At 51.0% G+C, this 22,013-nt stretch carries 23 protein-coding genes; 15 read left to right on the top strand and 8 right to left on the bottom strand.

Annotated elements, in window-relative coordinates:
• Positions 1 to 463: 463 nt before the first annotated feature.
• The 3 genes from SGI98_04995 to SGI98_05005 all read right to left on the bottom strand — a co-directional run bounded on the left by SGI98_04995 (position 464) and on the right by SGI98_05005 (position 3,093).
• Entirely contained in the window at positions 464 to 1,186 is a 723-nt protein-coding gene (locus SGI98_04995) for a hypothetical protein (GenBank protein ID MDZ4742761.1), read from the bottom strand.
• Positions 1,183 to 2,130, bottom strand: coding sequence for a D-alanyl-D-alanine carboxypeptidase family protein (locus tag SGI98_05000; protein MDZ4742762.1), 948 nt, complete (start codon positions 2,128 to 2,130; stop codon positions 1,183 to 1,185). Before SGI98_05000 ends, SGI98_04995 begins: the two co-directional genes overlap by 4 nt.
• Before the next feature lie 117 nt (positions 2,131 to 2,247).
• Complete coding sequence (locus tag SGI98_05005) at positions 2,248 to 3,093, bottom strand: hypothetical protein (protein MDZ4742763.1); 846 nt, start codon at positions 3,091 to 3,093, stop codon at positions 2,248 to 2,250.
• Between the two features lie 176 nt (positions 3,094 to 3,269).
• On the opposite strand from SGI98_05005, the gene pgl reads away from it, so the two are divergent.
• Positions 3,270 to 4,157, top strand: coding sequence for a 6-phosphogluconolactonase (pgl, locus tag SGI98_05010; protein MDZ4742764.1), 888 nt, complete (start codon positions 3,270 to 3,272; stop codon positions 4,155 to 4,157).
• Between the two features lie 216 nt (positions 4,158 to 4,373).
• Here the strand turns inward: pgl and SGI98_05015 are convergent, their stop codons facing one another.
• Entirely contained in the window at positions 4,374 to 5,864 is a 1,491-nt protein-coding gene (locus SGI98_05015) for a phytoene desaturase (protein ID MDZ4742765.1), read from the bottom strand.
• A gap of 222 nt (positions 5,865 to 6,086) precedes the next feature.
• On the opposite strand from SGI98_05015, the gene SGI98_05020 reads away from it, so the two are divergent.
• The 6 genes from SGI98_05020 (at position 6,087) to SGI98_05045 (ending at position 11,208) form a co-directional block, all read left to right on the top strand.
• Entirely contained in the window at positions 6,087 to 7,139 is a 1,053-nt protein-coding gene (locus SGI98_05020; GenBank protein MDZ4742766.1) for a glycosyltransferase family 9 protein, read from the top strand.
• Positions 7,140 to 7,231: 92 nt separating this feature from the next.
• Positions 7,232 to 8,281, top strand: a complete 1,050-nt coding sequence (locus tag SGI98_05025; GenBank protein MDZ4742767.1) for a uroporphyrinogen decarboxylase family protein — start codon at positions 7,232 to 7,234, stop codon at positions 8,279 to 8,281.
• A gap of 133 nt (positions 8,282 to 8,414) precedes the next feature.
• The gene (locus SGI98_05030) at positions 8,415 to 8,588 is read left to right on the top strand and encodes a hypothetical protein (GenBank protein ID MDZ4742768.1); all 174 of its coding nucleotides are present in this window, start codon (positions 8,415 to 8,417) and stop codon (positions 8,586 to 8,588) included.
• A gap of 193 nt (positions 8,589 to 8,781) precedes the next feature.
• Positions 8,782 to 9,693: an MqnA/MqnD/SBP family protein gene (locus SGI98_05035; GenBank protein ID MDZ4742769.1), complete on the top strand. Its 912-nt coding sequence runs from the start codon at positions 8,782 to 8,784 to the stop codon at positions 9,691 to 9,693.
• 70 nt (positions 9,694 to 9,763) lie between these two features.
• Positions 9,764 to 10,555, top strand: coding sequence for an SDR family NAD(P)-dependent oxidoreductase (locus SGI98_05040; protein MDZ4742770.1), 792 nt, complete (start codon positions 9,764 to 9,766; stop codon positions 10,553 to 10,555).
• A gap of 2 nt (positions 10,556 to 10,557) precedes the next feature.
• The gene (locus SGI98_05045) at positions 10,558 to 11,208 is read left to right on the top strand and encodes a hypothetical protein (GenBank protein MDZ4742771.1); all 651 of its coding nucleotides are present in this window, start codon (positions 10,558 to 10,560) and stop codon (positions 11,206 to 11,208) included.
• Between the two features lie 51 nt (positions 11,209 to 11,259).
• Here SGI98_05045 and SGI98_05050 read toward each other — a convergent pair whose 3' ends face one another.
• Together SGI98_05050 and SGI98_05055 are read right to left on the bottom strand one after the other, a co-directional pair.
• A complete protein-coding gene (locus SGI98_05050; protein MDZ4742772.1) occupies positions 11,260 to 12,474 on the bottom strand; it encodes a PilT/PilU family type 4a pilus ATPase in 1,215 nt (404 codons plus the stop codon).
• Positions 12,443 to 13,513, bottom strand: coding sequence for a type IV pilus twitching motility protein PilT (locus SGI98_05055; protein ID MDZ4742773.1), 1,071 nt, complete (start codon positions 13,511 to 13,513; stop codon positions 12,443 to 12,445). Before SGI98_05055 ends, SGI98_05050 begins: the two co-directional genes overlap by 32 nt.
• 134 nt (positions 13,514 to 13,647) lie before the next feature.
• Between SGI98_05055 and SGI98_05060 the strand changes: the two genes are divergently transcribed.
• Together SGI98_05060 and SGI98_05065 are read left to right on the top strand one after the other, a co-directional pair.
• Positions 13,648 to 14,352 carry a hypothetical protein gene (locus SGI98_05060; protein MDZ4742774.1) on the top strand — a complete coding sequence of 235 codons (705 nt, stop codon included), beginning with the start codon at positions 13,648 to 13,650 and terminating at the stop codon, positions 14,350 to 14,352.
• A gap of 152 nt (positions 14,353 to 14,504) precedes the next feature.
• A complete protein-coding gene (locus tag SGI98_05065) occupies positions 14,505 to 15,071 on the top strand; it encodes a DJ-1 family glyoxalase III (protein ID MDZ4742775.1) in 567 nt (188 codons plus the stop codon).
• A 21-nt stretch (positions 15,072 to 15,092) separates the two neighbouring features.
• Here the strand turns inward: SGI98_05065 and SGI98_05070 are convergent, their stop codons facing one another.
• Positions 15,093 to 15,389: a DUF3817 domain-containing protein gene (locus SGI98_05070; protein ID MDZ4742776.1), complete on the bottom strand. Its 297-nt coding sequence runs from the start codon at positions 15,387 to 15,389 to the stop codon at positions 15,093 to 15,095.
• A gap of 211 nt (positions 15,390 to 15,600) precedes the next feature.
• On the opposite strand from SGI98_05070, the gene SGI98_05075 reads away from it, so the two are divergent.
• The 5 genes from SGI98_05075 (at position 15,601) to SGI98_05095 (ending at position 20,680) form a co-directional block, all read left to right on the top strand.
• Positions 15,601 to 16,167 (top strand): hypothetical protein, encoded by a 567-nt coding sequence (locus SGI98_05075; protein ID MDZ4742777.1) that lies wholly within the window; start codon positions 15,601 to 15,603, stop codon positions 16,165 to 16,167.
• Between the two features lie 245 nt (positions 16,168 to 16,412).
• Positions 16,413 to 18,599: a TonB-dependent receptor gene (locus SGI98_05080; GenBank protein ID MDZ4742778.1), complete on the top strand. Its 2,187-nt coding sequence runs from the start codon at positions 16,413 to 16,415 to the stop codon at positions 18,597 to 18,599.
• A gap of 267 nt (positions 18,600 to 18,866) precedes the next feature.
• Positions 18,867 to 19,493 (top strand): MotA/TolQ/ExbB proton channel family protein, encoded by a 627-nt coding sequence (locus SGI98_05085; protein MDZ4742779.1) that lies wholly within the window; start codon positions 18,867 to 18,869, stop codon positions 19,491 to 19,493.
• Positions 19,490 to 19,900 carry a biopolymer transporter ExbD gene (locus SGI98_05090; protein MDZ4742780.1) on the top strand — a complete coding sequence of 137 codons (411 nt, stop codon included), beginning with the start codon at positions 19,490 to 19,492 and terminating at the stop codon, positions 19,898 to 19,900. Before SGI98_05085 ends, SGI98_05090 begins: the two co-directional genes overlap by 4 nt.
• Positions 19,901 to 19,945: 45 nt before the next feature.
• The gene (locus SGI98_05095; GenBank protein MDZ4742781.1) at positions 19,946 to 20,680 is read left to right on the top strand and encodes an energy transducer TonB; all 735 of its coding nucleotides are present in this window, start codon (positions 19,946 to 19,948) and stop codon (positions 20,678 to 20,680) included.
• Between the two features lie 25 nt (positions 20,681 to 20,705).
• Here the strand turns inward: SGI98_05095 and SGI98_05100 are convergent, their stop codons facing one another.
• Positions 20,706 to 21,128, bottom strand: coding sequence for an EamA family transporter (locus SGI98_05100; GenBank protein MDZ4742782.1), 423 nt, complete (start codon positions 21,126 to 21,128; stop codon positions 20,706 to 20,708).
• A gap of 254 nt (positions 21,129 to 21,382) precedes the next feature.
• Here SGI98_05100 and SGI98_05105 point away from each other — a divergent pair, with 254 nt between their 5' ends.
• Positions 21,383 to 21,715: a YkgJ family cysteine cluster protein gene (locus SGI98_05105; GenBank protein MDZ4742783.1), complete on the top strand. Its 333-nt coding sequence runs from the start codon at positions 21,383 to 21,385 to the stop codon at positions 21,713 to 21,715.
• Positions 21,716 to 22,013 lie beyond the last annotated feature (298 nt).

The following is a 22,013-nucleotide window of genomic DNA, read 5'->3' on the forward strand; positions in this document are numbered from 1 at the left end:
CGCGGGGACCGAGGATGCTTCCCCGTAACGTTCTGGAAAAAATAAGTTTCACGCAAAGGCCCATGATTTTCCGTGTGTAGGGCGACCGGCTCGGTTGCCTTCGGGCCAGAGTTTCTCTGGTTACATCCGGCATTCGGCAAGCAGGGCCGCTCGCCCTACAGAAAAAGGGGTTCACCACAGCACTGCTTCCCCCCTTCTGGGGAGCAATTTGCGCGAAAACGGAGATGAAAGTGGAGTTTCCCCGTGTCCCGAAGGGGTGTATTCTTATGATGAAGAGATATATATCTTACTATTAGAAAGATACTTACAACTCTACATCTAACACGTTCCCCGCTCCTTTACAAAACTATTAGCCTGTCCCTTATTTTAGAGGACGAGGGCCTCGGTGCAAATTGCTCCCCCGATGCAGCAGCGTGGTCCCAGCCGCTTTGCTATTTTCCGAATCAAAGGTATCGTTACGGCTCTAGCTAATGAGAAGCAACCGGGCCTTTTGGCCGGGGAGTGTCGCGGGGGCCCGGTGGATGCAGGGGGGGACAGGGCTGCCCGGATAATCGACGGCAATACGCCAGAGGTCGCCGAGCCCGAAGGAAAAAGGCTGCGCCTGCGGGAGGGCGGCATAATGCAGGTCGTAACAATTTTCTCTCAGGTACTCACGGAATCCGTCGTTATCTTCCCCGCCAAAGAGACTGAGGAGGGCGGCACGGATCCCGGGAATATCGGTGCACCTTTGCGCTTCGTCATTGCGCAGGCCTTCGGAAGAGGCCGCATGATAACTGCAAAGATAAGTGTCGGTATCGACCGTGGCACTGTCCACGTGGAAAGAATAAACATCCGTCGGCACGGGCCCTGCATCTGTATCGCAGGGATAATCATGAATGCAATCAAGGATGGGGGAAAGACCACAATCTCGGAGGAGCTGCTGGTCCCCTAGGAGAATATCTCTGGCGGCCCGCCCTTGGCTACTTAAAGAAAGGGCCTTGAGCCGGGATTCATCGACAGTCATGATTCCTGCGTCCACAGCCAGAGCCTCTACGACCTCACTAAAATCTCCGGGTAGGGTACGCCGCCAACACAAGGCATTTACACCATCCCCGAAAGGGGTCCCGACAAGTTCATCAAAACTGTCCACCACCTTGATCCGGTGATAACCCGACGGCAGTGTGAAACGTGGCGTGTGTGCAGTCAATGGGGCTGGGAGATGACTTCAATCGAAGGTTGGCCAGAGGGAGTGGGCACCTGCTGGACCTCTGTCGGGACCACCTCGGCAGCAGGGGCTTGGCTGACCCGGCCTGTCACGGGAGGAAGATGGTCGAAGCCGTAATCAAATAAAGCCACGGCATCACGCCATTTATTCGGGCTATTCAGGAGGGTCAAATAAACCTCCCTCCCGTTTCTTTTTACCACGGCGGCATAAGTGTGCCGGGAGCTATAGGTCCACCCCGTTTTGGCCGAACTCATCCCTGGGTATTTGCCCAGGAGTTTATTATGATTTTTAATCGTTTGACGGCCTTGCGCTGTTTTCAAAACATATACCTTTGTCCGGAAGAGTAGTGCTAGGTCGGGAATCGACGTAGCTTTACGGAAAATAATCATCAAGTCCGAGGCGGTCGTGTACATACCCTCCTTCGGAAGCCCGTTAGGATTACGAAAAACGGTATTTCGACAGCCCAACGCCCGGGCCCGGTCATTCATCATCGCGATAAAATCCGCATCCGACCCGCCTGTATAACGGGCCAAAGCCTTAGCCGCGTCGTTATCCGACCCGATGGCCATGGCATGCATTAAATCAACGACTGAAACGGTTTCCCCTACGATCAAAGGGACATGGCTGGGCTCGACTTTGGTGTCAGATGCGATGATTTTTACCCGTCCATTGATTCCCTTGGTTTGATAAACGAGCAGGGCCGTCATGAGCTTGGTCACACTGGCGGGGGGGTGTTGCTGGTGGGGATTCCTCTGGGCGATGATTTTACCTGTAGCACCATCGACCAAAAGGAAGGCCCGGGCCTGGACCCCCTCGATAGAAGGACGCAAATACGTCTCAGCAGCAAAGGTACCCACTGAACAAAAACAAAAAGCCGCAAGGGCCAAACCTGTCGAAAGCTTTAAAAAATAACCAGACATACGCATCGGGTGAAAATAGGTTCTCAGGGATTCTGGTCAAGCCTCAATCCGGATGAAATAAATCTTCAAATCATCGGGGAGGGGTGAGCCATACCGCCTGTTCTCCTTAAATATTCAATTATTTTAAGAATATAAACGAGTCACCCTGCTCCGAATACTCCCCTCGATGGATGTCCGCTGGTCGGTATCAATGAGTTTGCGCCCATAACGATCCGTCAGGAAAAAATGGTCAATGGCCTTTTTCCGGAGTGTTTCGATTTCGGAAAAATGGATATTAAGCTGCTGGATAGAGAGCTCGTCCATAACCGTAAAAAGAAGTCCTTGTGTGTCGGGAGCCTCTATTTTGAGGCCGGCATATTCACCCGTATGATGGTGGTCCCACTCGATGGTGATGGCGGGAGCTTGTTTTTTCACGGCGGAAATCCATTTTTGGCGGTTATATTTGATGACTGTATTCTCCAGCAGCATCTCTAGGTCGAGTGGGGCAACCGCTTCGAGGGATTGGCCGAGGTAAGCCTCCACTTTCCGTAACTGCATATTGTCCATGGCATGTTCACCCGTGGAGTCGTCCACCCGGAAAATATCCAGTACCACATGGTCATAACGTGTGTAAACACAGGCTTTCTTAATATTCAGCTCCGCGCAGGTCAAGGAACCGGCGATCTTTGACACTAAACCTTTGCGGTCCCAGGTGCAGACAGCCACTTCGGTATAACCCTTTTTCGGGAAATACCGCTTCCGTACCACGGGGGTGACTCCATGATCCCGGCCAGCGGCTAACCGCAGGAAAAACTCATTGATCGTCGAAAGATGGAAAATCAAATCGGCCTTCGTTAATGCCTCCCAATAATGAGGAGGCATATTCTCCAGATGGGAATAAACCTCCTCGACCCCTAAAGTAGGGGGGAGTTCATTCAGTATCTCATGGAGGGCACACGGGAGTAATTTGATATCTGCCGGCTTGCTCATATAGGGTAGTGCTGTCATTGTAAATATTTGATTAAAAGTTGCTTAGGCGATTTCTGGTTTTTTCACCTTAACCCCAGCCACTCCTCTCTACTAAGCAAATCCCATACCATCTTCCCTTCTTTCCCGTGACTATCATCATGAACAAGCGAGAATACTTCTGCTTTCATGAGAAATGAATGCTCTTGGAAAATGCGGCGGGGTGTGCTGGAGTAGGAACCGTATTCGTCAAAACCTTAATCGGAGCTTGGCAGAAAAGCCAAAGCCCCCTGATATTTCGGAGCCTTTTTATGCGTCTTTATCTTGATACCCCACAGAAAAAAATAATCATTGTCACTGACCCGGCTGCGGCGGCCCGTTATGCCGCCGACCTCTTTAAGGATTGCGCTCAAAAGGCGATTGCCAAAAACGGGTTATTCACTGTCGCCCTGTCGGGGGGATCTACCCCGAAAGCCCTCTATCACTTGCTGGCGACGGACGAATCTTATTCGAAACAAATTGCGTGGGAGAAAGTGCATCTTTTCTGGGGTGATGAGAGGTTTGTCCCGGCGGATCATCCGGAGAGTAACTATCGTATGGTCAAAGAGCAAATGCTCCACCTGCTTTCGATCCCTGCGGACAATGTCCACCGGATCATCAGCGAAGGCGTCGAACCCGAAGAATGTGCAGCGGTTTACGGGCGCAAATTGCGCGCCTTTTTTGGTGAACACAATTTGCTGAACTCCTGTGGTGGCCCGGCCTTTGACCTTAATTTCCTCGGACTCGGGCCCGACGGTCACACGGCCTCGCTTTTTCCAGATTCCAAAGCTCTCTCCGAGACACATCACTGGTGCGCGGCAAATTGGGTGGAGAAATTCAACTCTTGGCGGATTACCCTGACCTATCCCTCGATCAATAGTGCCAAATGCATCGCCTTCCTCGCTGTGGGTCAGGATAAAACTGAGAAGATCAATCAAATCCTGGGCCCGGACGCCGCCTCGTATCACTACCCCGCCCAAGGCATCAAACCCACTGATGGTGCATTGCTCTGGGTACTCGACGAGGTCAGTGCGGGCGGTCTCTCCTAAATCCAAAAAATCGGGGGGGTCCGCTGGTTAGAAAACATCGCACCTGGCATGGTGCACTCCCCCCCCCGCCTTTAAGAGCAAATCGCTCTTGAATCGGATGGGGCCGACGAGACAAACTCCTGTCTATCACCGCCCATCCTAAACGGGGAGAAGAACCCGTATAATCAGATGGATTGATTTTATGGGTCCCGTGACACAACAGGAAAAGACCGTGGATTAACCCACTCCGGGGACGAGCTTTTCAATAATCTTCGCGCTACAGAGTACTCCGGGGACTCCCGCACCGGGATGCGTGCCGGCCCCCGCGATGTAAAGATTTTCGATATCCTCGCTTTGATTGTGCGGGCGGAACCACGCACTCTGGAAGAGAGTCGGGGCGATGGAAAAGGCGTTACCGTCCCAGGCTTGGAAACGGGATTGAAAATCCACGGGGGTGATGATTTTTTTAGAAACGATGTGCTTGCGCAAATCGGGGCAGAGTTTCTCCAAGGAGGCGAGGATCTTGTCCGCGTAGGATTCCTTGATTTTTTCCCAGTCGATATCCGCTTGGAGATTTGGTACGGGTGAGAGGACATAACACGCACTACACCCTTCCGGTGCCACGGACGGATCGATCTTTGAGGGGTTAAAGAGGTAGAGACTGAAATCCTCCGCCAAGATTTTCCTCTTAAAAATGTCATTGATGAGTTCGCGGTAACGTTCACTCAATACAATCGTGTGTTGCTCGAGGGAATCGTACTTTTTATCCAGGCCAAAGTAGATGATGAATAGCCCCATGGAATACTCAGTCCGGCGCAATTTGTCCGCGTTCCAACGGCGTGAAGCCCCGGCTGGGAGCAATTTGCCGTAGGTCGTCGCGACATCGGCATTCGACACGACGACATCCGCGTCGATTTTCTCACCGGTATCGAGGTGGACCCCGGTGGCTTTATTCCCCTCTAGCGCAATTTGCGTCACCCCGCAGGATAACCGCAATTTGCCCCCGAGCTTTTCAAAGTGTTTGACGAGGGCCTCGACGAGTTTGCCCGTCCCTCCCATACAATAGTGGACTCCCCACTTGAGTTCAAGATGGTGCACCATCGCGTAGAGGGCTGAGGTCTGGAAAGGTGAACCCCCGATAAAAAGCGGGTGAAAACTGAAGATGAATCTCAGTCGGGGGTCTTTCACATACGAGGCCGCCACATCATAGACACTGCGGTAAGCCTGGAGCTTCATCATGTCAGGGGCTACCTTGGCCATGTCCCAGATGGATTTGAACGGTTGATCGGCTAGGTCGATAAATCCCCTTTTAAAAACTCTTTCCGAGAACCGGGCAAACCGTTCAAAGCCCGCTTCATCCGACGGACTCAAACGGCGGATTTCCTTGAGCAGGTTTTCTTTCCCGCCCCGGTAATTGATTTCTGAACCATCCGTAAAGACCACCCGGTAAAAGGGGTCACACGGGACAATATCCACATAATCATGCGTGCGCCGGTCGCCTAGGGCAAAGAGCTCATCAATCAAGAAAGGAGCCGTCAGGATCGTCGGGCCCGCGTCGAAACGGAATCCATCCTGCTCATACACACACGCGCGCCCGCCGGGCCGGTCATTGAGCTCGAGCACCTCGGTGTCATAACCTTTTGCCTGGAGCCGGATCGCCGTAGCTAATCCCCCGAGCCCGGCGCCGATCACCACCGCCTTCTTTGTTCCTTCACACTCCTCCATCATACTTCGGATTCAAAACATCCCTCCCCCGCTTGTCACGCCCCCAAAAAGAAATCTATCCCGGTTCCGAACCCATTTTTATCCCGGACTCTTTTTTCCATCGACATCTGTGTGTGCCCGCCCCAGAGAGGCGTGTTCGATTCATTGAATCACAAAGAAGAGTTGATTTCACCTGTGCTTGTGAGCAATTTGCTGGGGTTAAACATATAAGATATTTTTTCCGGAATGAATTTTCTTTTTTTAAAACCCAAACAAATCGGTGATTCCTTGATCCTGACACCGACCCTCCAAGCGGTGAAGCAAGCTTATCCCGAAGCGAAAATCTGGGTCGTCGTGCGCCGCGGATGTGAGGGGATCCTCGCGGGGTGCCCGGCCATCGACCATCTTTTAACGGCTGCTCCGGTAGAGGCCCGGGACCATACCACGGGGCAATGGTGGCGCAGCCTCCAGCTCGTGAGCAATTTGCGGAAGGTCCGTTTTGATGCGGTGTTTGAACTCGGGGACGGGGATCGTTCAAGGTGGTTAGCTCTTTTGTGCCGGGCAAAGGCCCGGTATTCGGTCCCGCTGGATCGCCCGATGAAAGGTTATTTCCGGCAAGCTTTTAAAAGTATCGCGGATTTCGAATATAAACGGGGCCACCGTGTGGAAAAAGATTACCGTACCGTATCGACTTTCCTGCCATTACCGGAGGAGATTCCCCCGCTGGTATTTAATCGGGAAGCGACCCGCGTCTGGCCGGAAACAGCCGCATGGGAAGATTTTGCTCTCATGCATATTACTTCGCGGCAGGGTTTTAACCGCTGGACCCGCGAGGGCTGGATAAAGGTGGGCCAATACCTCCTGACCCGTTATAAAAATCTTTTAATCAGCACAGGCCCGGCGCATGAAGAAACCGTGGAAGCTAAGGCCGTGGCCGAGGCTTTGGGACCCGCATGTTTGCCGACACTGGGCCGGACGAACTGGGCGGAGCTGGCCGAGCTGCTCTACCGGGCCCGGCTTTTTGTCGGCATCGACACTGCTGCCCGCCATTTAGCGGCCGCTTGCCAATGTCCGACAGTTGCGCTTTTTGGGCCGTCGATCGAACGGCACTGGCATCCGTGGAAATCGCCGCACCGGATTGTGACGGTCCCCGGTTACCACGCCCCCCAAAATGGGGAGTTGGAGGATGAATTCCGCATGATCAAAGCCCGCCGGATGAATGAGATCAGGGCTGAGTCTGTCATAGAGGCTTGTTCGACTATTTCGCAGTGGGGGCACAAGGGTGAATCCGAAAAATAAGAGTAATTTGCTCTGAATCATCCCCTCCGCCGTATCCTTTTGTAAAACTTTAAACGGACAACTCCGGTAAAAACAGTTTATGCTCCCAGAATATGACACCCCGTGAAAGATGGCTTGCCTTATTCAATCACCAGAAACCCGACCGGATCCCGACCGATATCTGGGCTACACCAGAGGTTTATCAGAAATTATATAAGCATACGGGGACCAATAACCGCTACGAATTATCCGAGAAACTGTATATCGACTCTTGGCGGAGTGCATTACCTCTCCACACAGTGCATCACCATCCCGAAGATGCGAAAGCCAATATCTGGGGATTACGTTTCCGGAATGTGGAATACGCTGGCGGCTCCTCCCAAGAGGCGGAAAATACCCCCCTCGCACACATGGAAGATGCTGAAGAACTCGACGACTACCATTGGCCAAATCCGGACGATGTTGATTGGGACAAGACCGCCGAACAAATCGACCTGATGCCCGAGGATAGGATTATTTGTGGGGGACACTATGAACCTTTTCTTTTGTATTGCTGGATGCGCGGGACGGAAAAGGCCATGATGGATCTGGCCGATAATCCTGATTTTGCGTTTGAAGCCCTCGACAGGATTTTTGAATATCACCTAGAGGTGAACCGCCGGATGTGGGAAGTCGGTGAAGGCCGCATCGATGTCATGTATATGGCCGAGGACCTAGGCTCACAAACCTCCCTTTTGATGAGTCGACGTAAAATCCAAGAGTTTATTCTCCCCTATCAAAAGGAAATGGCTGATTGCGCCCGGAGTTATGGGGTTCATATTTTCTATCATTCCGACGGGGCGATCCATTCAGTCATTCCTGACCTGATCAATATTACTGGAATAGAAATACTTAATCCTTTGGAAGGGCGTTGCACGGGCATGGAGCTTGACCGTCTGGCCGCTGACTTTGGGGATAAACTCATTTTCCACGGCGGCATCGATAACCAACAAACTCTCGCCTACGGGGACGTACAGGAAGTACGCAATGAAGTGCTCAAGGCCGTCGGCATTTTTGCAGGCAAACGCTGGATTTGTGCCCCCTGCCATAACCTACAACCCGTCAGTCCCGTGGAAAATATCATCACCCTCTACGAGACCATCCACGCACATGGTAAGTTGTAGGCGTTAAATATTCCGCAGCCCGACATTAGATCGAAGTAAACTCCTGGACGAATTTAAATCCTTGGATTCATCCATCTTCTATCATTTACAATCCTCGAAAATGGGGGTATAATTTCCCCCTAAGCGTGGGAATATGAATATTCCGCACAGTGGTCAACCTCACACAAAAGTAAAATATATGGGCGATAAGTCTCCGAAATCAAATCAAAAGAAATCTACACAAAAACAAGCTAAAAGCAGCACTTCCAACCAAAAAAAGGCGCAAGCCGTGGCGACTAAACAAGCCGCTGGCAAAAGCAAGAAGTAACAGATTTCCCCTGTCTCCCCGCGTCCAATCACCGGGGAGACAGTTTTTCTCCCAGCCCGTCACTTTCACGGCTCGATCCAGGGGGTATCTCCTAGCCCCAAATGATCAATCCCAGTAAAAAATCCGCTTTCCGGTGAGATCTTGAAAAAATAAATGGGAAAAGGGGGCGGAATTATGCTCTAGTAGAGAGTGTATGATTAAACCTCGTCTTGTCACACTGGGGCACAGCCCCGATCCCGATGATGCATTTATGTTCTATGCCCTCAAGGAACACAGGATCGAGACCCATGGTTGGGAATTTGACCACATCCTCCAGGACATCCAGACTCTCAATGAACGGGCCATGCGTGGGGATCTCGACATCAGCGCGGTGTCGATCCACGCGTATTCTTTTATGCAGGATAAATACGCCCTTTTGCCCTGCGGCGCGAGTATGGGTGACCAGTACGGCCCGATGCTCGTGGAAAAAACCGGGACCGGTACAAAACAATTTGCTCCCGGGGACACGACATCAATCCGCGACTCTCTCAAGGGAAAAACAATCGCAGTACCCGGACTCATGACTAGTGCTTTCCTCTCCCTCCAAATCTTCTGGGGGAGCAAATTGCTCCCCGGTAACAATGGGGCGGGAGCACCGGAAATCGTGATTGTGCCTTTCGATGAGATCTTTAACGCACTCAAAGACGGCAAGGCTGATGTCGGCCTGCTCATCCACGAGGGGCAGCTGACTTACGCCGCGGAAGGCTTCGACCTGATTGTCGATCTGGGTGTGTGGTGGTTTGACAAAACCGGTGGTTTACCCCTGCCACTGGGTGGGAATGTGATCCATAAACGATTCACCCCGGAAGAACGCCGCCAGCTCAATCTCATCCTTAAGGAATCTATCCAATACAGCCTCGACCACCGGGCCCCGGCAGTCACGCACTCCATGCAATACGGACGCGGGCTGGATACAGCACTGGCCGACCGCTTTGTCGGCATGTATGTTAATGAGTTAACCCTCGATTATGGCCAGCGCGGACGCGATGCCATCAGTCTTTTACTCAAAGAAGGATACGACTTGGGCATCCTCCCGCAACGCATCGAGCTGGAGTTTGTTCAATAATCTACCGTGTCCATTTTTTCATCCTGCATATACCCATCCCGGACCGGGATCGTGCCACAGAAAATCATCCATGAAAACTTTTAAAGAAAAATACGGCCCTTGGGCCCTGATTACCGGCGCGTCTTCTGGGATCGGGGAAGAATTCGCCCGGCAACTCGCCAAAGAAGGTATCCACCTCGCCCTGCACGGGCGGGATATGGCCAAGCTCGACACCCTCTCGAACCATTTGCGCGAACAATACAATATTTATACACGGATTATCCTCGCCGACCTGGACATTGCCGATGCGTGGAGACGGATCCTGATCGAGACGGAGGATCTGGAGATCCGGCTCTTGGTGAATAATGCCGGGTACATCATTCATGGCGGGGTACTCAAAAGCACCCCTGAAAAAGAAATCGGCCTATTGAATACTAATTGCCTGACACCCTTGGCCTTGTCACAACATTTTGCCGTGGAATTTGCCCAAGCCAAACGGGGCGGGATTATTTTCACCTCCTCAGTGGCTTCTTATGTCGCGGCCCCTTTCTGGACACAATATTCCGCGACAAAATCTTATGACCTCCTCCTGGCGGAAGCCCTCTGGGCCGAGCTACGCCCGCATGGTGTGGATGTCCAGGCCCTTTGCCCCGGTCCTACGAAAACGCATATCTTCCGCCGCAGCGGCGCCAAAGTACGGGCGACCTTTTTTCACATGACCACCACGGCCGTAGTGGGAGAGTCATTACTCAATCTCGGACGCAAACCTGTCGTCATCGCCGGACTAAGGAATAAACTCCTCGTGTCCTTCTTGAGCCTCCTCCCGCGCCGCTGGAGGACATTGATAAATTATCGTATCATGAAAACCATGATCGAAGGGTGACCATGAGATTCCGACTCACCCCAAAATCCCTCATCCCCATTTTGATTTGCCTGTACCTGCTGCTGCCCGGCGGGCGGGTGATTGCCGCCTTACCCCAAGACATTAATCCCGAGCAAATCGCCTTGATCGAGGTGCGGATGTGGAAGGCTTATTATAAGAAGGATTATCCCGCCCTCTATAATGAATTACTCCTGGCCATCCAAACCCAATTCCGGATTCCCCCTGATGAGGCCCTGAATATCGCCACCGACTTAGCAAAGGCAGCTTACATTTTCTCCACTACACAGGGCTCTTATGAACAAAGTGTCCTGCCCGACCTGAGCCGGGCCTATGATAAAATCCGTATTGCTACAAAATCCGATTTCGCCCCTGAGTCCGTCGCAAAAGCCGAACTCGCTTGGTGGAAAGCCAGAAGGGTCGCCGGAGAAAACTCCCCTGAAAATGTCGGCCACTTGATCGAGGCCTTGTATTTTGAACTCTACGGGAAAAAGAATAACCAGATTGCGGAGGCAGCCTTGCTCCGCAGCCAAGCCGCTGCCATCCGTGACCAAACCCATATCACAGGGACTCCTCCCGATTGGGATAAAATCGAGCAGAAACTGCGCCAGTCCTACACCCTCCTCAAAGAAGGTATCCAAGATAAAATACTCTGACCCGGCACAAAAGAACGGCTGAGGAAACGGTGAAAAAAAGTCCTCCGGGGATTACTGCACTTCTTTTTCTAGGCGTAACCCCGAGACTTTTGTCGTATTTTCGCCACGGGATTTTTTCGAATTATCGATGCCGCGAGAGACGATCGCTTTACGTGTCGAGTAGGTATGGGTGGTTTCCTCGCTGATGACACCCGCTTCGTATGCTTGTAAGAGGGACATGTCGAAATTCCTCCAGCCGAAAGGCGAGGAAGCCTCGATGATTTCGTAGAAAGTTTTCCCTTCGGATTCACCTTGGACAATACTTTCCCTTGTCCGGAGATTGGCCCCCATGACTTCGAGGATAAGCTGACGGCCGGAAGGAATCTTTGGCACCAGACGCTGGGAGACAATATACCGCAAGGTATCTGAAAGCCGCATCCTGACCTGTTTTTGCTCCTCAAGGTCGAACATACCCACAATACGGTTAATCGTCTGTCCTGCGTCGACTGTGTGGAGTGTGCTCATGACCAAGTGGCCTGTTTCAGCAGCGGAAAGCGCGATTTCAACTGTCTCGCGATCACGCATTTCCCCCACCAGGATCACTTTCGGCGCTTGCCGCAAGGCCGCACGCAAACCAGTGGCAAAGCTTGAAAAATCGTCACCGAGCTCACGCTGGTTAAATGTCGATACTTTCTGGGGGTGGACGAATTCAACCGGGTCTTCGAGGGTGACGATATGGATGGATTTACTATTATTAATCGCATCTAACATGGAAGCCAGTGTCGTCGTCTTACCTGAACCCGTCGCTCCCGTCACCAGTACGAGTCCCGTTTTTTCCTTGATGATTTCGTAAAAAATCTCGGGCAGATTTAGCCTTTCAATCGAGGGGATAACTGTCTGGAGTTTACGCATGACGATCGAATAATTTTTACGCTGCGAAAATATATTTACACGGAAACGGGCCCGGTCTCCGAGTGAGTAAGAAGCGTCACAGGAACCGTTACGGATCAGGTCCTCGGTAAGGCGGCGACTGCCATTGACGATGATCATCGCCATGGACTCTGTCTGGAAAGACGTCATACGCTCGATGGGCGGGGTCACAGGGACGCCTGTCAGGACACCATTGACTTCGGCCTGCATTGGTTTATCCACGGTAAAATTAATATCCGACACCTCGGGAAAGAGATCGAGGATGAGATTGAGAATAATATCAAATTCCGGTTTACGCATGGGACTCTGTTTGGTAGGTTTTTTTTTAATCTTCCGGCGCTTCTTTGAGGAAGCCACGGAATTTTTTCTTATCAATACATTTAGTGTAAGCTTCAATGGGGTCGATCACACCTTCGGAGAGCCATTTCAAAATGGAGTCATCCAAGGGCTGGTTCCCTTTATTCTTACCGATCTGGATCATCCCGGGGATTTGGTGGGTCTTGCCTTCGCGGATCAGGTTCGCGATGGCTTCATCGACGACGAGGATTTCCAAGGCGGCGACACGGCCGGGCTTGTCGATGCGGCGGAAAAGATTTTGTGCGATAACCCCTTTTAATGCTTCGGAAAGGGTGGCACGCACCTGGTTTTGCTGGTTCGCCGGAAAAACGTCAATGACACGGTCAATGGTCTTGGACGCGCTGGAAGTATGCAGGGTGCCAAAGACTAAGTGGCCCGTGGCCGCCGCAGTCAAGGCCAGCTCGATCGTCTCCAAGTCGCGCATTTCCCCGACCAAGATAATGTCCGGGTCTTCACGTAAGGCCCCGCGTAAGGCTGCTGAAAACGAGCGGGTGTGGAGGCCGACCTCACGGTGGTTGATCAAACACTGTTGGCTTTTATGGACGAACTCGATCGGATCCTCGACGGTGATCACGTGGTCTTGGCGCGTGATATTTGCATGATCGATAATGGCCGCCAGTGTCGTGGATTTACCCGAACCTGTAGGGCCGGTGACCAAGACCATCCCTTTTTTGAGCTGGGAGAATTTCTTACAAACCGGGGGCAGGCCTAATTGCTCGGCCGTCAGGACTTTGGAAGGAATGAGCCGGAAAACGGCGGTCACCCCGTATTTCTGGTTAAAGAAGTTTGCCCGGAAACGGGCGGCCCCGGGGATTTCATAACCAAAGTCCACGTCCCCGGTTTCTTCAAATTGTTTAATCTTCTGCTCGGGAGTGATCTCGTAAAGCATCGCTTTTAATTCATCATTGACAAGCGGAGGTGCGTCCATTCTTTCAATTTCACCATTAATACGAACGATGGGGGGGCTTCCGGTAGCAAGGTGGAGATCGGAAGCTTTATATTCCATCATCGCCTGAAAATAAGCATCAATTTGCGCCATAGGGGGTTCTGAAGGTTATAACCATGATTATGTATTACGCAAACTAGAAAATCTAATAATTTATCCAAATTAATTTTTTTTAAATAAGCTTTACATTCTTTCCACGTTCTTTTACGTAATTATTAAATCATTGAATGAAAAGTGTATACGGACATAAAATCGCAGCTTTATTGATAGCCATTACCTGTATTTTTTATGGGGATGTAAAGGCTGTTGATAATGCTTATTATAATTCCGGTGCGTCCACCGTTCGTCCCGGCCGCTTTTTTATCGCCCCCCAAGTCGAAATTTATGCCGCTGGCAGTGGTGGTGAAGTCACGACCCAATCCACCACTCCTTCCATTGTTCCAAAAGAAAACATGGTCTTTAACCCGAAAGTGGGCGCGGGGGTGAGCATCGGGTATGACTCCAAAATGATGCGGAATGAGTTCGGTTACAGCACGGCTTTTGAGTATCTTTACCGTCCAAATGACTCTAGCTGGGCCTATCAGAATGTCGCCACGGGTCAAACCGGGACATTGACCATCGAAAATTCAAATTTCTTCATGACAAAAGCTCTCGGTCGTTACCGCTTCGACACATTCATCCCGTATTTCGGCGCTGGAGCAGGGATGGGCCTTTTTAACTTCAAGGGGGACGCGGGCATTCCTTCAAATACTTATTTTCAACCCGTTGTCGAAGGGATCGTCGGTGTGGAATATGCCGTCAGCAGCCAGATTTCATTCTTTACTGAATATAAATACCTGACCACTGTTTCCGACATGGATGTCGGCGGCGGCCTCACCCTTCATCCTTTTGGTTCACACATCATGACCATGGGCATGAAATACGGGTTCTAGTGATTTTGGTTACCTCGCTTTTTTTTTAAACTTACGTCTTATCTCCTGACCACTTCAGATGTAACTCTCGGTCGAAGTGAGGATCATTTTTTCGAAAAGAAGCCCTTTCAATTTCGGGTCGGCCCATTTAATTTAAAAGGATGTCTAAAGTTTTGATCATACTGGCTCCTGGGTTCGAGGAGATTGAGGCGATCACACCGATCGATATCCTCCGGCGAGCAGGCGCGGAGGTAATCGTGGCCGGGCTCGTGGAAGGCCCGATCGAGGCTTCCCGTAAAACCCGCCATCTGGCGGATGTCCCTCTGGAGCAAATTGTTTCACACGAGGGATACGACATGCTTGTCTTGCCAGGGGGGCAACCGGGGACAAATCATTTACTCGCCAGTGAAAAAGTCGTAGCTCTCGTGGCGCAATTTGCCCGGGCGGAAAAATGGATCGCAGCCATTTGTGCGGCTCCGAGTGTCCTGGCTAAAGCGGGGGTTTTGAATGGGTCCACATACACTTGTCATCCCGGGGCTGTAGGACTCGTGAATGATCTCAGTCCAGCAGGCATTGCCCCGATCCGAGATTCCTCGGCGCGTGTCGTCCAAAAAGCCAAGGTCATCACCAGCCTCGCAGCTGGCAGCTCTATGGAATTTTCCTTCAAACTCGTCGAAGCCCTTTTCGGTCCGGAAAAAGTCCGCGAGGTAAACCAGGGGGTCTTGGCTCCGGGAATGTAATGAACCTGATACCGCGGGAAATTACGGTTTTTCTTCTTCGTCCTTTAATGAATGGTCGAGAAGAAAAGGGCCAAAGGGAAGCAGGGAGGCGATAAAAACTTTTGCCGCTTGCCAGAGACTCCATTTCGCCGTGATAAAAGTGTGGAGTAGGCAAAAACAAAAAGTAATAAAGAGTACCCCGTGGATCCAGCCTACGAGCTTCACCGCCAGGGGCATGTGCCAAATGTATTTCAAAGGCATGGCCACTCCCAAAAGTAGGAGGAAAGAAACCCCTTCGACATTGCCCATGATCCGGGTCCGTTTGATTGATGTTTTCATAAGTCTATCCTATTTTTTTTCGCGCAACTACACAAAGTTTTGCACAGATTTTTAAAAAAGCAATTTGCTCTCTTGTCTTTGATCCCCTCGACAGGAGTGGGACTCAGGAATATTCATCCCGGTGCCTCCCACCGGGGATACTACGGGGAAAAACATTCTATGGCATCCGCGCTTGAATACGGTGGCGGTTCTGTTACTCATTATGGTGCCTATGTTTTTAGCCGATATCCTGTATGCAAATCTTTCCTTAAAAGCCGTGAGCATTTTGCTCGGCGTGATCTATCTGGTCTCCCACGGTTTTGCCGCGGTTCAAAAAGAAGCTTTTTCGAAATGGCTAAAAAAATTCCCACGTGACCAGGCGAGCGCGCTGGTCCTCATGGCTATTTGTGTGGCGTGGACACTCTGGGTCTTGTGGAATCTGAATATCGGTAATTTCCAGAATTGGCGCACACCTCTGCTCGTGGTAGCCCCCGTTGTTTATTTTCTCCTTTGGAAATTTGCCCCTCAATTCCTCGCCGTACGCATGCTGGGCTGTTTATTACTGCTTGCGGCGTGCCCGGTCTTAAAGGCTTGTTTCCTGCGCGAAGAGGCCACTCGGTTGATACTCGTGACGATGGCTTACATCTGGATTATTTTGGGGATGTTCCTCGTGGGGAAACCCTACCTCCTGCGCGATTGGATCAATCAAATCCTTTTACGTCATTTACTCATCCCCTTAGCTTATGCGGGCGCGGTTTACGGGATTTTCCTGATTATTTTAGGCGCATTTGTCTTTTAGTATTTTGGATTCTTTAAATGTGTTTTTACGTTTTCCTTTGAGACCTGCTCACCTATTTTTTGATAAATAAATATTTTTATCATTCTTCCTGTAAAGTCATAATACATTACAAAATAGATACTTATGATTTTTTCACATCTCCTGATTTGTGAGACAGGGTCTCAGTTTCAGTTTGACAGATAATGAGATTCAGTCTTATCTACGAATTCCAACCTCCAAACAAAATCTAAAAACCGGACCCATCCATGAAAAAACTGATGAAAATACGCGCAATTTGTTTCACCATACTCTTGGCCAGTATGCTCGTAATAAATGCCCAATCAACCAATTCACCCGCTTCTGCCCGTTTGAAAACGCCTGTGACTGATGAAGGACTAAAAGTGACGAAACTTGATAAGGTGTCGGTTTATGGTACCACCGATAGTGCCTTTGCGACCGGATTCATGCCTGACGTGGATCGCACGGCTATTTACGCCGGGAAAAAAACAACCGTCACCGATTTGGAAAAAATGCCGGTGATTCCCGATAACAACTATCGTCAGGCATTTTCTCTCACCCCCGGGGTTTTTATCTCCGAGGTGCAGAACCGCGGCATCGTGAATATCACCTACCGCGGGATCGGTGATCCCCATGAAAGCCAAGACATCCTGATGCTCCAAGATGGCATCCCGATCCAGAATAATATTTTCGGTTATTCGACATCCTATTACAACACCCCCCTCCAATACGTGAAAAAGATTGAATTCATCCGCGGCGGTTCAGCCCTCCTCTACGGGCCACAACCCGGCCCTGTGATCAACTATGTGACGATCGACCCGGTCATGGACAGGGGCTGGTCCTTCTCGACCGACCAGGTCTTTGGCAGCTATGGCCAATACGATTCATTCACCAAAGTCTCCGGCACCGAGGGCGACTTCTCCTACATTGCCGCTTTCACTCATAACCAATCCGACGGGGACCGCTCCAATGGCGGCTTCGGGATGAATGGTGGAAATATGAAACTCGTCTGGCATCCCACTACCGACACAAAACTGACTTTCGGACTCGACGCCTTTGAAAGCCAATCTGAGGAAGCCGGGCGCCTGAGCGCTGCGCAATTTGCACAGAATCGTTACCAAACACTCACCCCGGGTGATGGGTTGAATTGGAACCGCTACATCGGTTCATTGCACTTGGAACACCGCTTTTCCGAGGACACACTTTTAACGGCTAAAACCTGGGGCGGGTACACCTCCCGTTATAGTTCACGTGAACGCTTTAATGGAGCGCGCATCTCGCTGGGCAATAGCGCCATCGACCTGCAAGAATTCTATTCCTTTGGTTTTGATGCCCGCGTCGCCCATAACTGGGAAGCTTGGGGGAATGAGCATACCCTCACGGCAGGATTCACTGCATATTATAATGACAGTCCCCGTTCACAAAAAAGGGGTGCGGTCGGCGGATACCAAGGGAATACCCGTTATATCATGGATCGTTACACCACTTATGGGGCGGTCTTTGCTGAAAATAAATTTACCTTTGGTCACCTCTCACTGATTCCCGCCGTGCGCATCGACACCATTAATAACCAAGTCAACGAGACTTTTAATGCCGATAAAACGACGGCCCCACTCATTAATATGAATGAAACGGAAACGGTTCCCCTCTTCGGCTTCGGCATCCAGTACGATCTGGATGATGCTAATAATGCTTACTTTAATTTCTCCGAGGGGTACAAGCCCCCGGGCTTTGATAATCTCGCCCCGACGGGGAACTCCCTCGCGGCCACCGACATCCAAGCCGGGCATACTTATAGTTATGAACTCGGCGTGCGCGGTTCACCCCTCCCCTACTTTGCCTACGACACGAGTTTTTTCCTGACCGATTACATTGATCAATTTGGCAACGTCACAGTTTCCCCCGGCATCTCACAATTCCGCAATAGCGGGAGTGCTTATTACCGGGGCTGGGATGCAGCGGCGGAACTCGATCTCTTTGCGCTGGTTGATTCCGTTAGTCCGGTCGAGAAAGGGCAAAAAAGTTTTGTTGAGCGTTACGGTAATCTCGTGATGAATGCCAACGTTTCCTTGCTCGATGCACAGTTTTACGCGGGTCCCCTCACGGGAAAAACGCCGGATTTCGCCCCATCCTACCTCGTTAAATTTGGACCCACCTATAATTATAAAGGCAAGGTGATCATGTCATTTTCAGGCCAGATCGTCGATCAACAATACTGGCAGGACTCGAATCTCCCGGCCAATGGTGTCGCTATCGTCCCGGGATACGCTGTCTATGACTTTTCCCTCCAAGCCGCCGTTTATAAGGATATTGTGACCCTGCTCGGTGGGGTCAATAATGTCTTTAACGATGACTATTATTCCCGTGTGCGATCCGACGGGATCGAACCCGCCGCGGGCCGGAATTTTTATGCGGGATTCCGCCTGTCATTTTAAGTTTTTGGTAGTCGATAGGTTAGTCATTAGTTCACCTGTCGGGCACTTGGGAGTACTCGTGTCCGGCAGGTGTTTTTTTAAAAGAAGTGCTTAAACGGCACTTTTAATCAATTTCCTGAGTATAGGAAATGCCTTTATCTCCAAGCATTTAACGATCAACCTTTTAAAGATTTTATTGATAATGAGTATTAGTCTCACTTTATGTTTTGACTTATTTCTGAAAATTGTAACAGTCTTCATTACTAACTTAAAAAAAGATATCCAACTATGATTCTTCAATTATTCCTCAAAGGCGGGCCGATCATGTGGCCGATTCTGATCCTTTCCCTGATCACATTTGCCGTGGTGATCGAACGCATTCTTTTTGTGGTGGCCGAGATGTCACGCCGCCAACCGAAAACCGTGGATGCCATTTTCCATGCGGTGGAGGAAGGTAATCTCGACAGTGCAGTCGAGGTCGGCCATGGCTCCCCTGATCTCGTCGCGCGCACGCTGACTTACGGTCTGGAGCATCGTTACTCCTCCCTGGCAAATGCCCTCGTGCAACAGGCCAGCCGCGAGCTGGATCGTTATTCCCGTGGACTGGTAGTCATGGATACTGCGATCACCCTGGGGCCTCTCTTGGGTCTCCTCGGTACGGTCGTCGGTATGATGCGTTCTTTCGGTGTGATCACCGGGGATTTGGCCGCGCAACAACACGTCATCACCGGGGGTATCGCCGAGTCCCTGATTGCCGTGGCTTTCGGCCTGGGTGTCGCCATTATCGCCGTCGTCCCATATAACTATTTTACCTTCCGAGTCGAACGAATCAGACGCGAACTCGAGGATGCCTCGAATCATCTGGAATTAGTGATATTAAAAAATCCTGAATCGGGAATCCCCCATTCCGCATGAAAATCCCTTCCCCCCTCCATCATAAAAAACCGCGTATCGAGATTATTCCTTTCATCGATATCATGTTTTTCCTGTTGGCGACTTTCATGATGGTGTCCCTGTCGATGATCCAGAATAAGGGGATCCCGGTCAACCTGCCGGTGGCGACCACGTCCTCGCAGGACGACCGCAAGGACAGTGCCACCGTCACGATCGCCCAAAATGGGGAACTCTACCTCGACAAAGAGCCCCTCGCCCAAGAGGCTTTGATCGCAAAACTCAAAATACTCAAATCAACATACCCCGATTTCCGGGTCTATATCAATGGTGACCGCGAAGCCCCTTTTGGTAATGCCGTCACGGTCCTAGATGAAATCCGGAAAACGGGCATCACCAAGGTCGCCATACAAACCAAACCCACGGAATAAAATATTTTTTTTACAGGGCCCTCAGCCGTATGCCCTTTCCCACCCATGCCAGCCACTCTCCATCCCCGCCCTACCCGGAAAAGATTTCCGCAAATTGCGTCGAAATGGAATGACCCGCATTATGCTAAAAGCGGACTGATCTCCCTTGTGCTGCATGCCCTGGTCATTTTGGTATTTGGTATCGCGATCGTGGCACCACCGGAATACGGACTAGAGATCGGCCAAGCCGGAGTCGATGTCGACCTGGTCGCCGCTCCTCCCGCGGAAGCGCAAATTGCTCAAGAGGAGCTGCCTCCTGTCCCCGAAGAAATCCCGGTCCCGGAGGACTCCCCACCGGAAATGACGGTTCCGACCCCGGAAATCCCAAAGCCAAGCCCACAAAAACAAAAGCCCGTAGAAAAACCTAAAGCCGCCGCGACAAAATCAGGTTTCACCGGTGATGGCAGTTCACCCGTCCCGGGAAAAGATAAAACCACGATGCGCTCCTCGAGCGGCGCTGATGTCGCGGCAAAACCCGATTATATGCGGAATCCCCCCCCGAAATATCCGGCTGATGCCTTACGTAATAAAGTCGAAGGCCTTGTCCTCCTGCGTGTGGGGGTCAACGCAGAAGGCCGCGTCGAGAGCTTGTGGATCACAAAGGGGTCCGGCAATGATTCCCTCGATAAAGCCGCTGAAAAAGCGGTTCGTAGCTGGCGTTTTCATCCGGCAAGAGCCGGTGCGTTCGCCATGGCCTGCGAGGTCGAGGTCCCGATTGAATTCATGATCCCCGGGAAATAATATCGTTTCTCCTAGGATAACCAGATTACTTCTTCGCGATGATTAAAAGTCCGGCGACCATCAGCGCGCCCCCGGCCCAGGTGCGTGCGGTGATTTGCTCCTTGAGAATGAAATAGGCCAAGATCACCGCCACGATCATACTGCCCTTGTCGATCAAGGCGATGGTCGAGACTTCCCCCTGTTTGAGTGCTTTATAATAAAAAATCCACGATAGCGAGGTCGTCACCGCAGAAAGACCGAGCCACAGATAATTTCCACGCGATAATCCCGAAATCTGGGAGGGAGGAACCGTAAAGTAGGCGAAGCTCATGATAAAAACAAAAACAAAGAGGGTTCGCACTGTCAGGCCGAGCTCACCAGTAATGCCGGTTAACCCCATTTTTGCAATGACCGAGGTGACCCCCGCAAAAATCATCGATAAAACCGCATAAATAATCCATGTTTTCATAAAGCCCAGACGATAGGTCGCCTCCTGTCTTTAAAGAATTCAACAGCCACCGTCCTTAAAAACGGTGGATTAGTATTGTGCTCCGGCTTCAAAGCCGGCTAGAAGCTCGGAGCCCCCGCCCCCAGAGTTTCTCGGGATAGATGTTACCGCCTTCCAGTCGGTGGTATCAAACCAAAAACGAGACATAAAAAACTCGTCGTCTGGGAAAAAAGAGAGTGGTATTTTGGATTTATCTATGGGTTGATATCAGCCTCATGAGCGAGGTTTATTATCAATGTCAGCGCTGCACAAATTGCTGTAAATGGCCCGGTGAAGTCCCCATCACGGATGATGATGTCGTGCAAATTGCTCGGTTCATGAATCTCGATATCGAGGAATTCGTCGAAAACTTTACCACACTCCGTGAAGACCGCCGCGGACTCACCCTCACCGAAAAGCCCAACGGGGAATGTATCCTCCTTGATGGCGCAAATTGCTCAATTAACCCGGTCAAACCCCAACAATGCCGCGACTTCCCAAATAAATGGAATTTCCCCGGCTGGCGCACCATGTGCGAAGCGATCCCCGTAGTCATTAATAAGGAATGATACCTCCCGTAACCTCGGACTTGATCACAATTTTCTTCCGCTCGTCCAGATCGAGACCGCTTGCCGTGTTTTCAATTTTCTTCCGCTCGTCCGGATCGAGACCGCCTGAAGCTTTCTGAAATCACCGCGCAATTTGCCTGATTTTCCTCGGTAGGTGAAGACCCCATAGTAAGCGCCCCTCACCAAAGGTACACTACTTGGATGAACATAATCATTGTACTACTCGTATTACTCCTTCTCTTCGGTGGCGGCGGCTTTTATTTAGGCGGCCCAGCTATCGGAGGTGGACTCGTCGGTC

It is taken from the genome of Verrucomicrobiota bacterium (genome assembly GCA_034440155.1).
Classification (GTDB): Bacteria; Verrucomicrobiota; Verrucomicrobiia; order JAWXBN01; family JAWXBN01; genus JAWXBN01.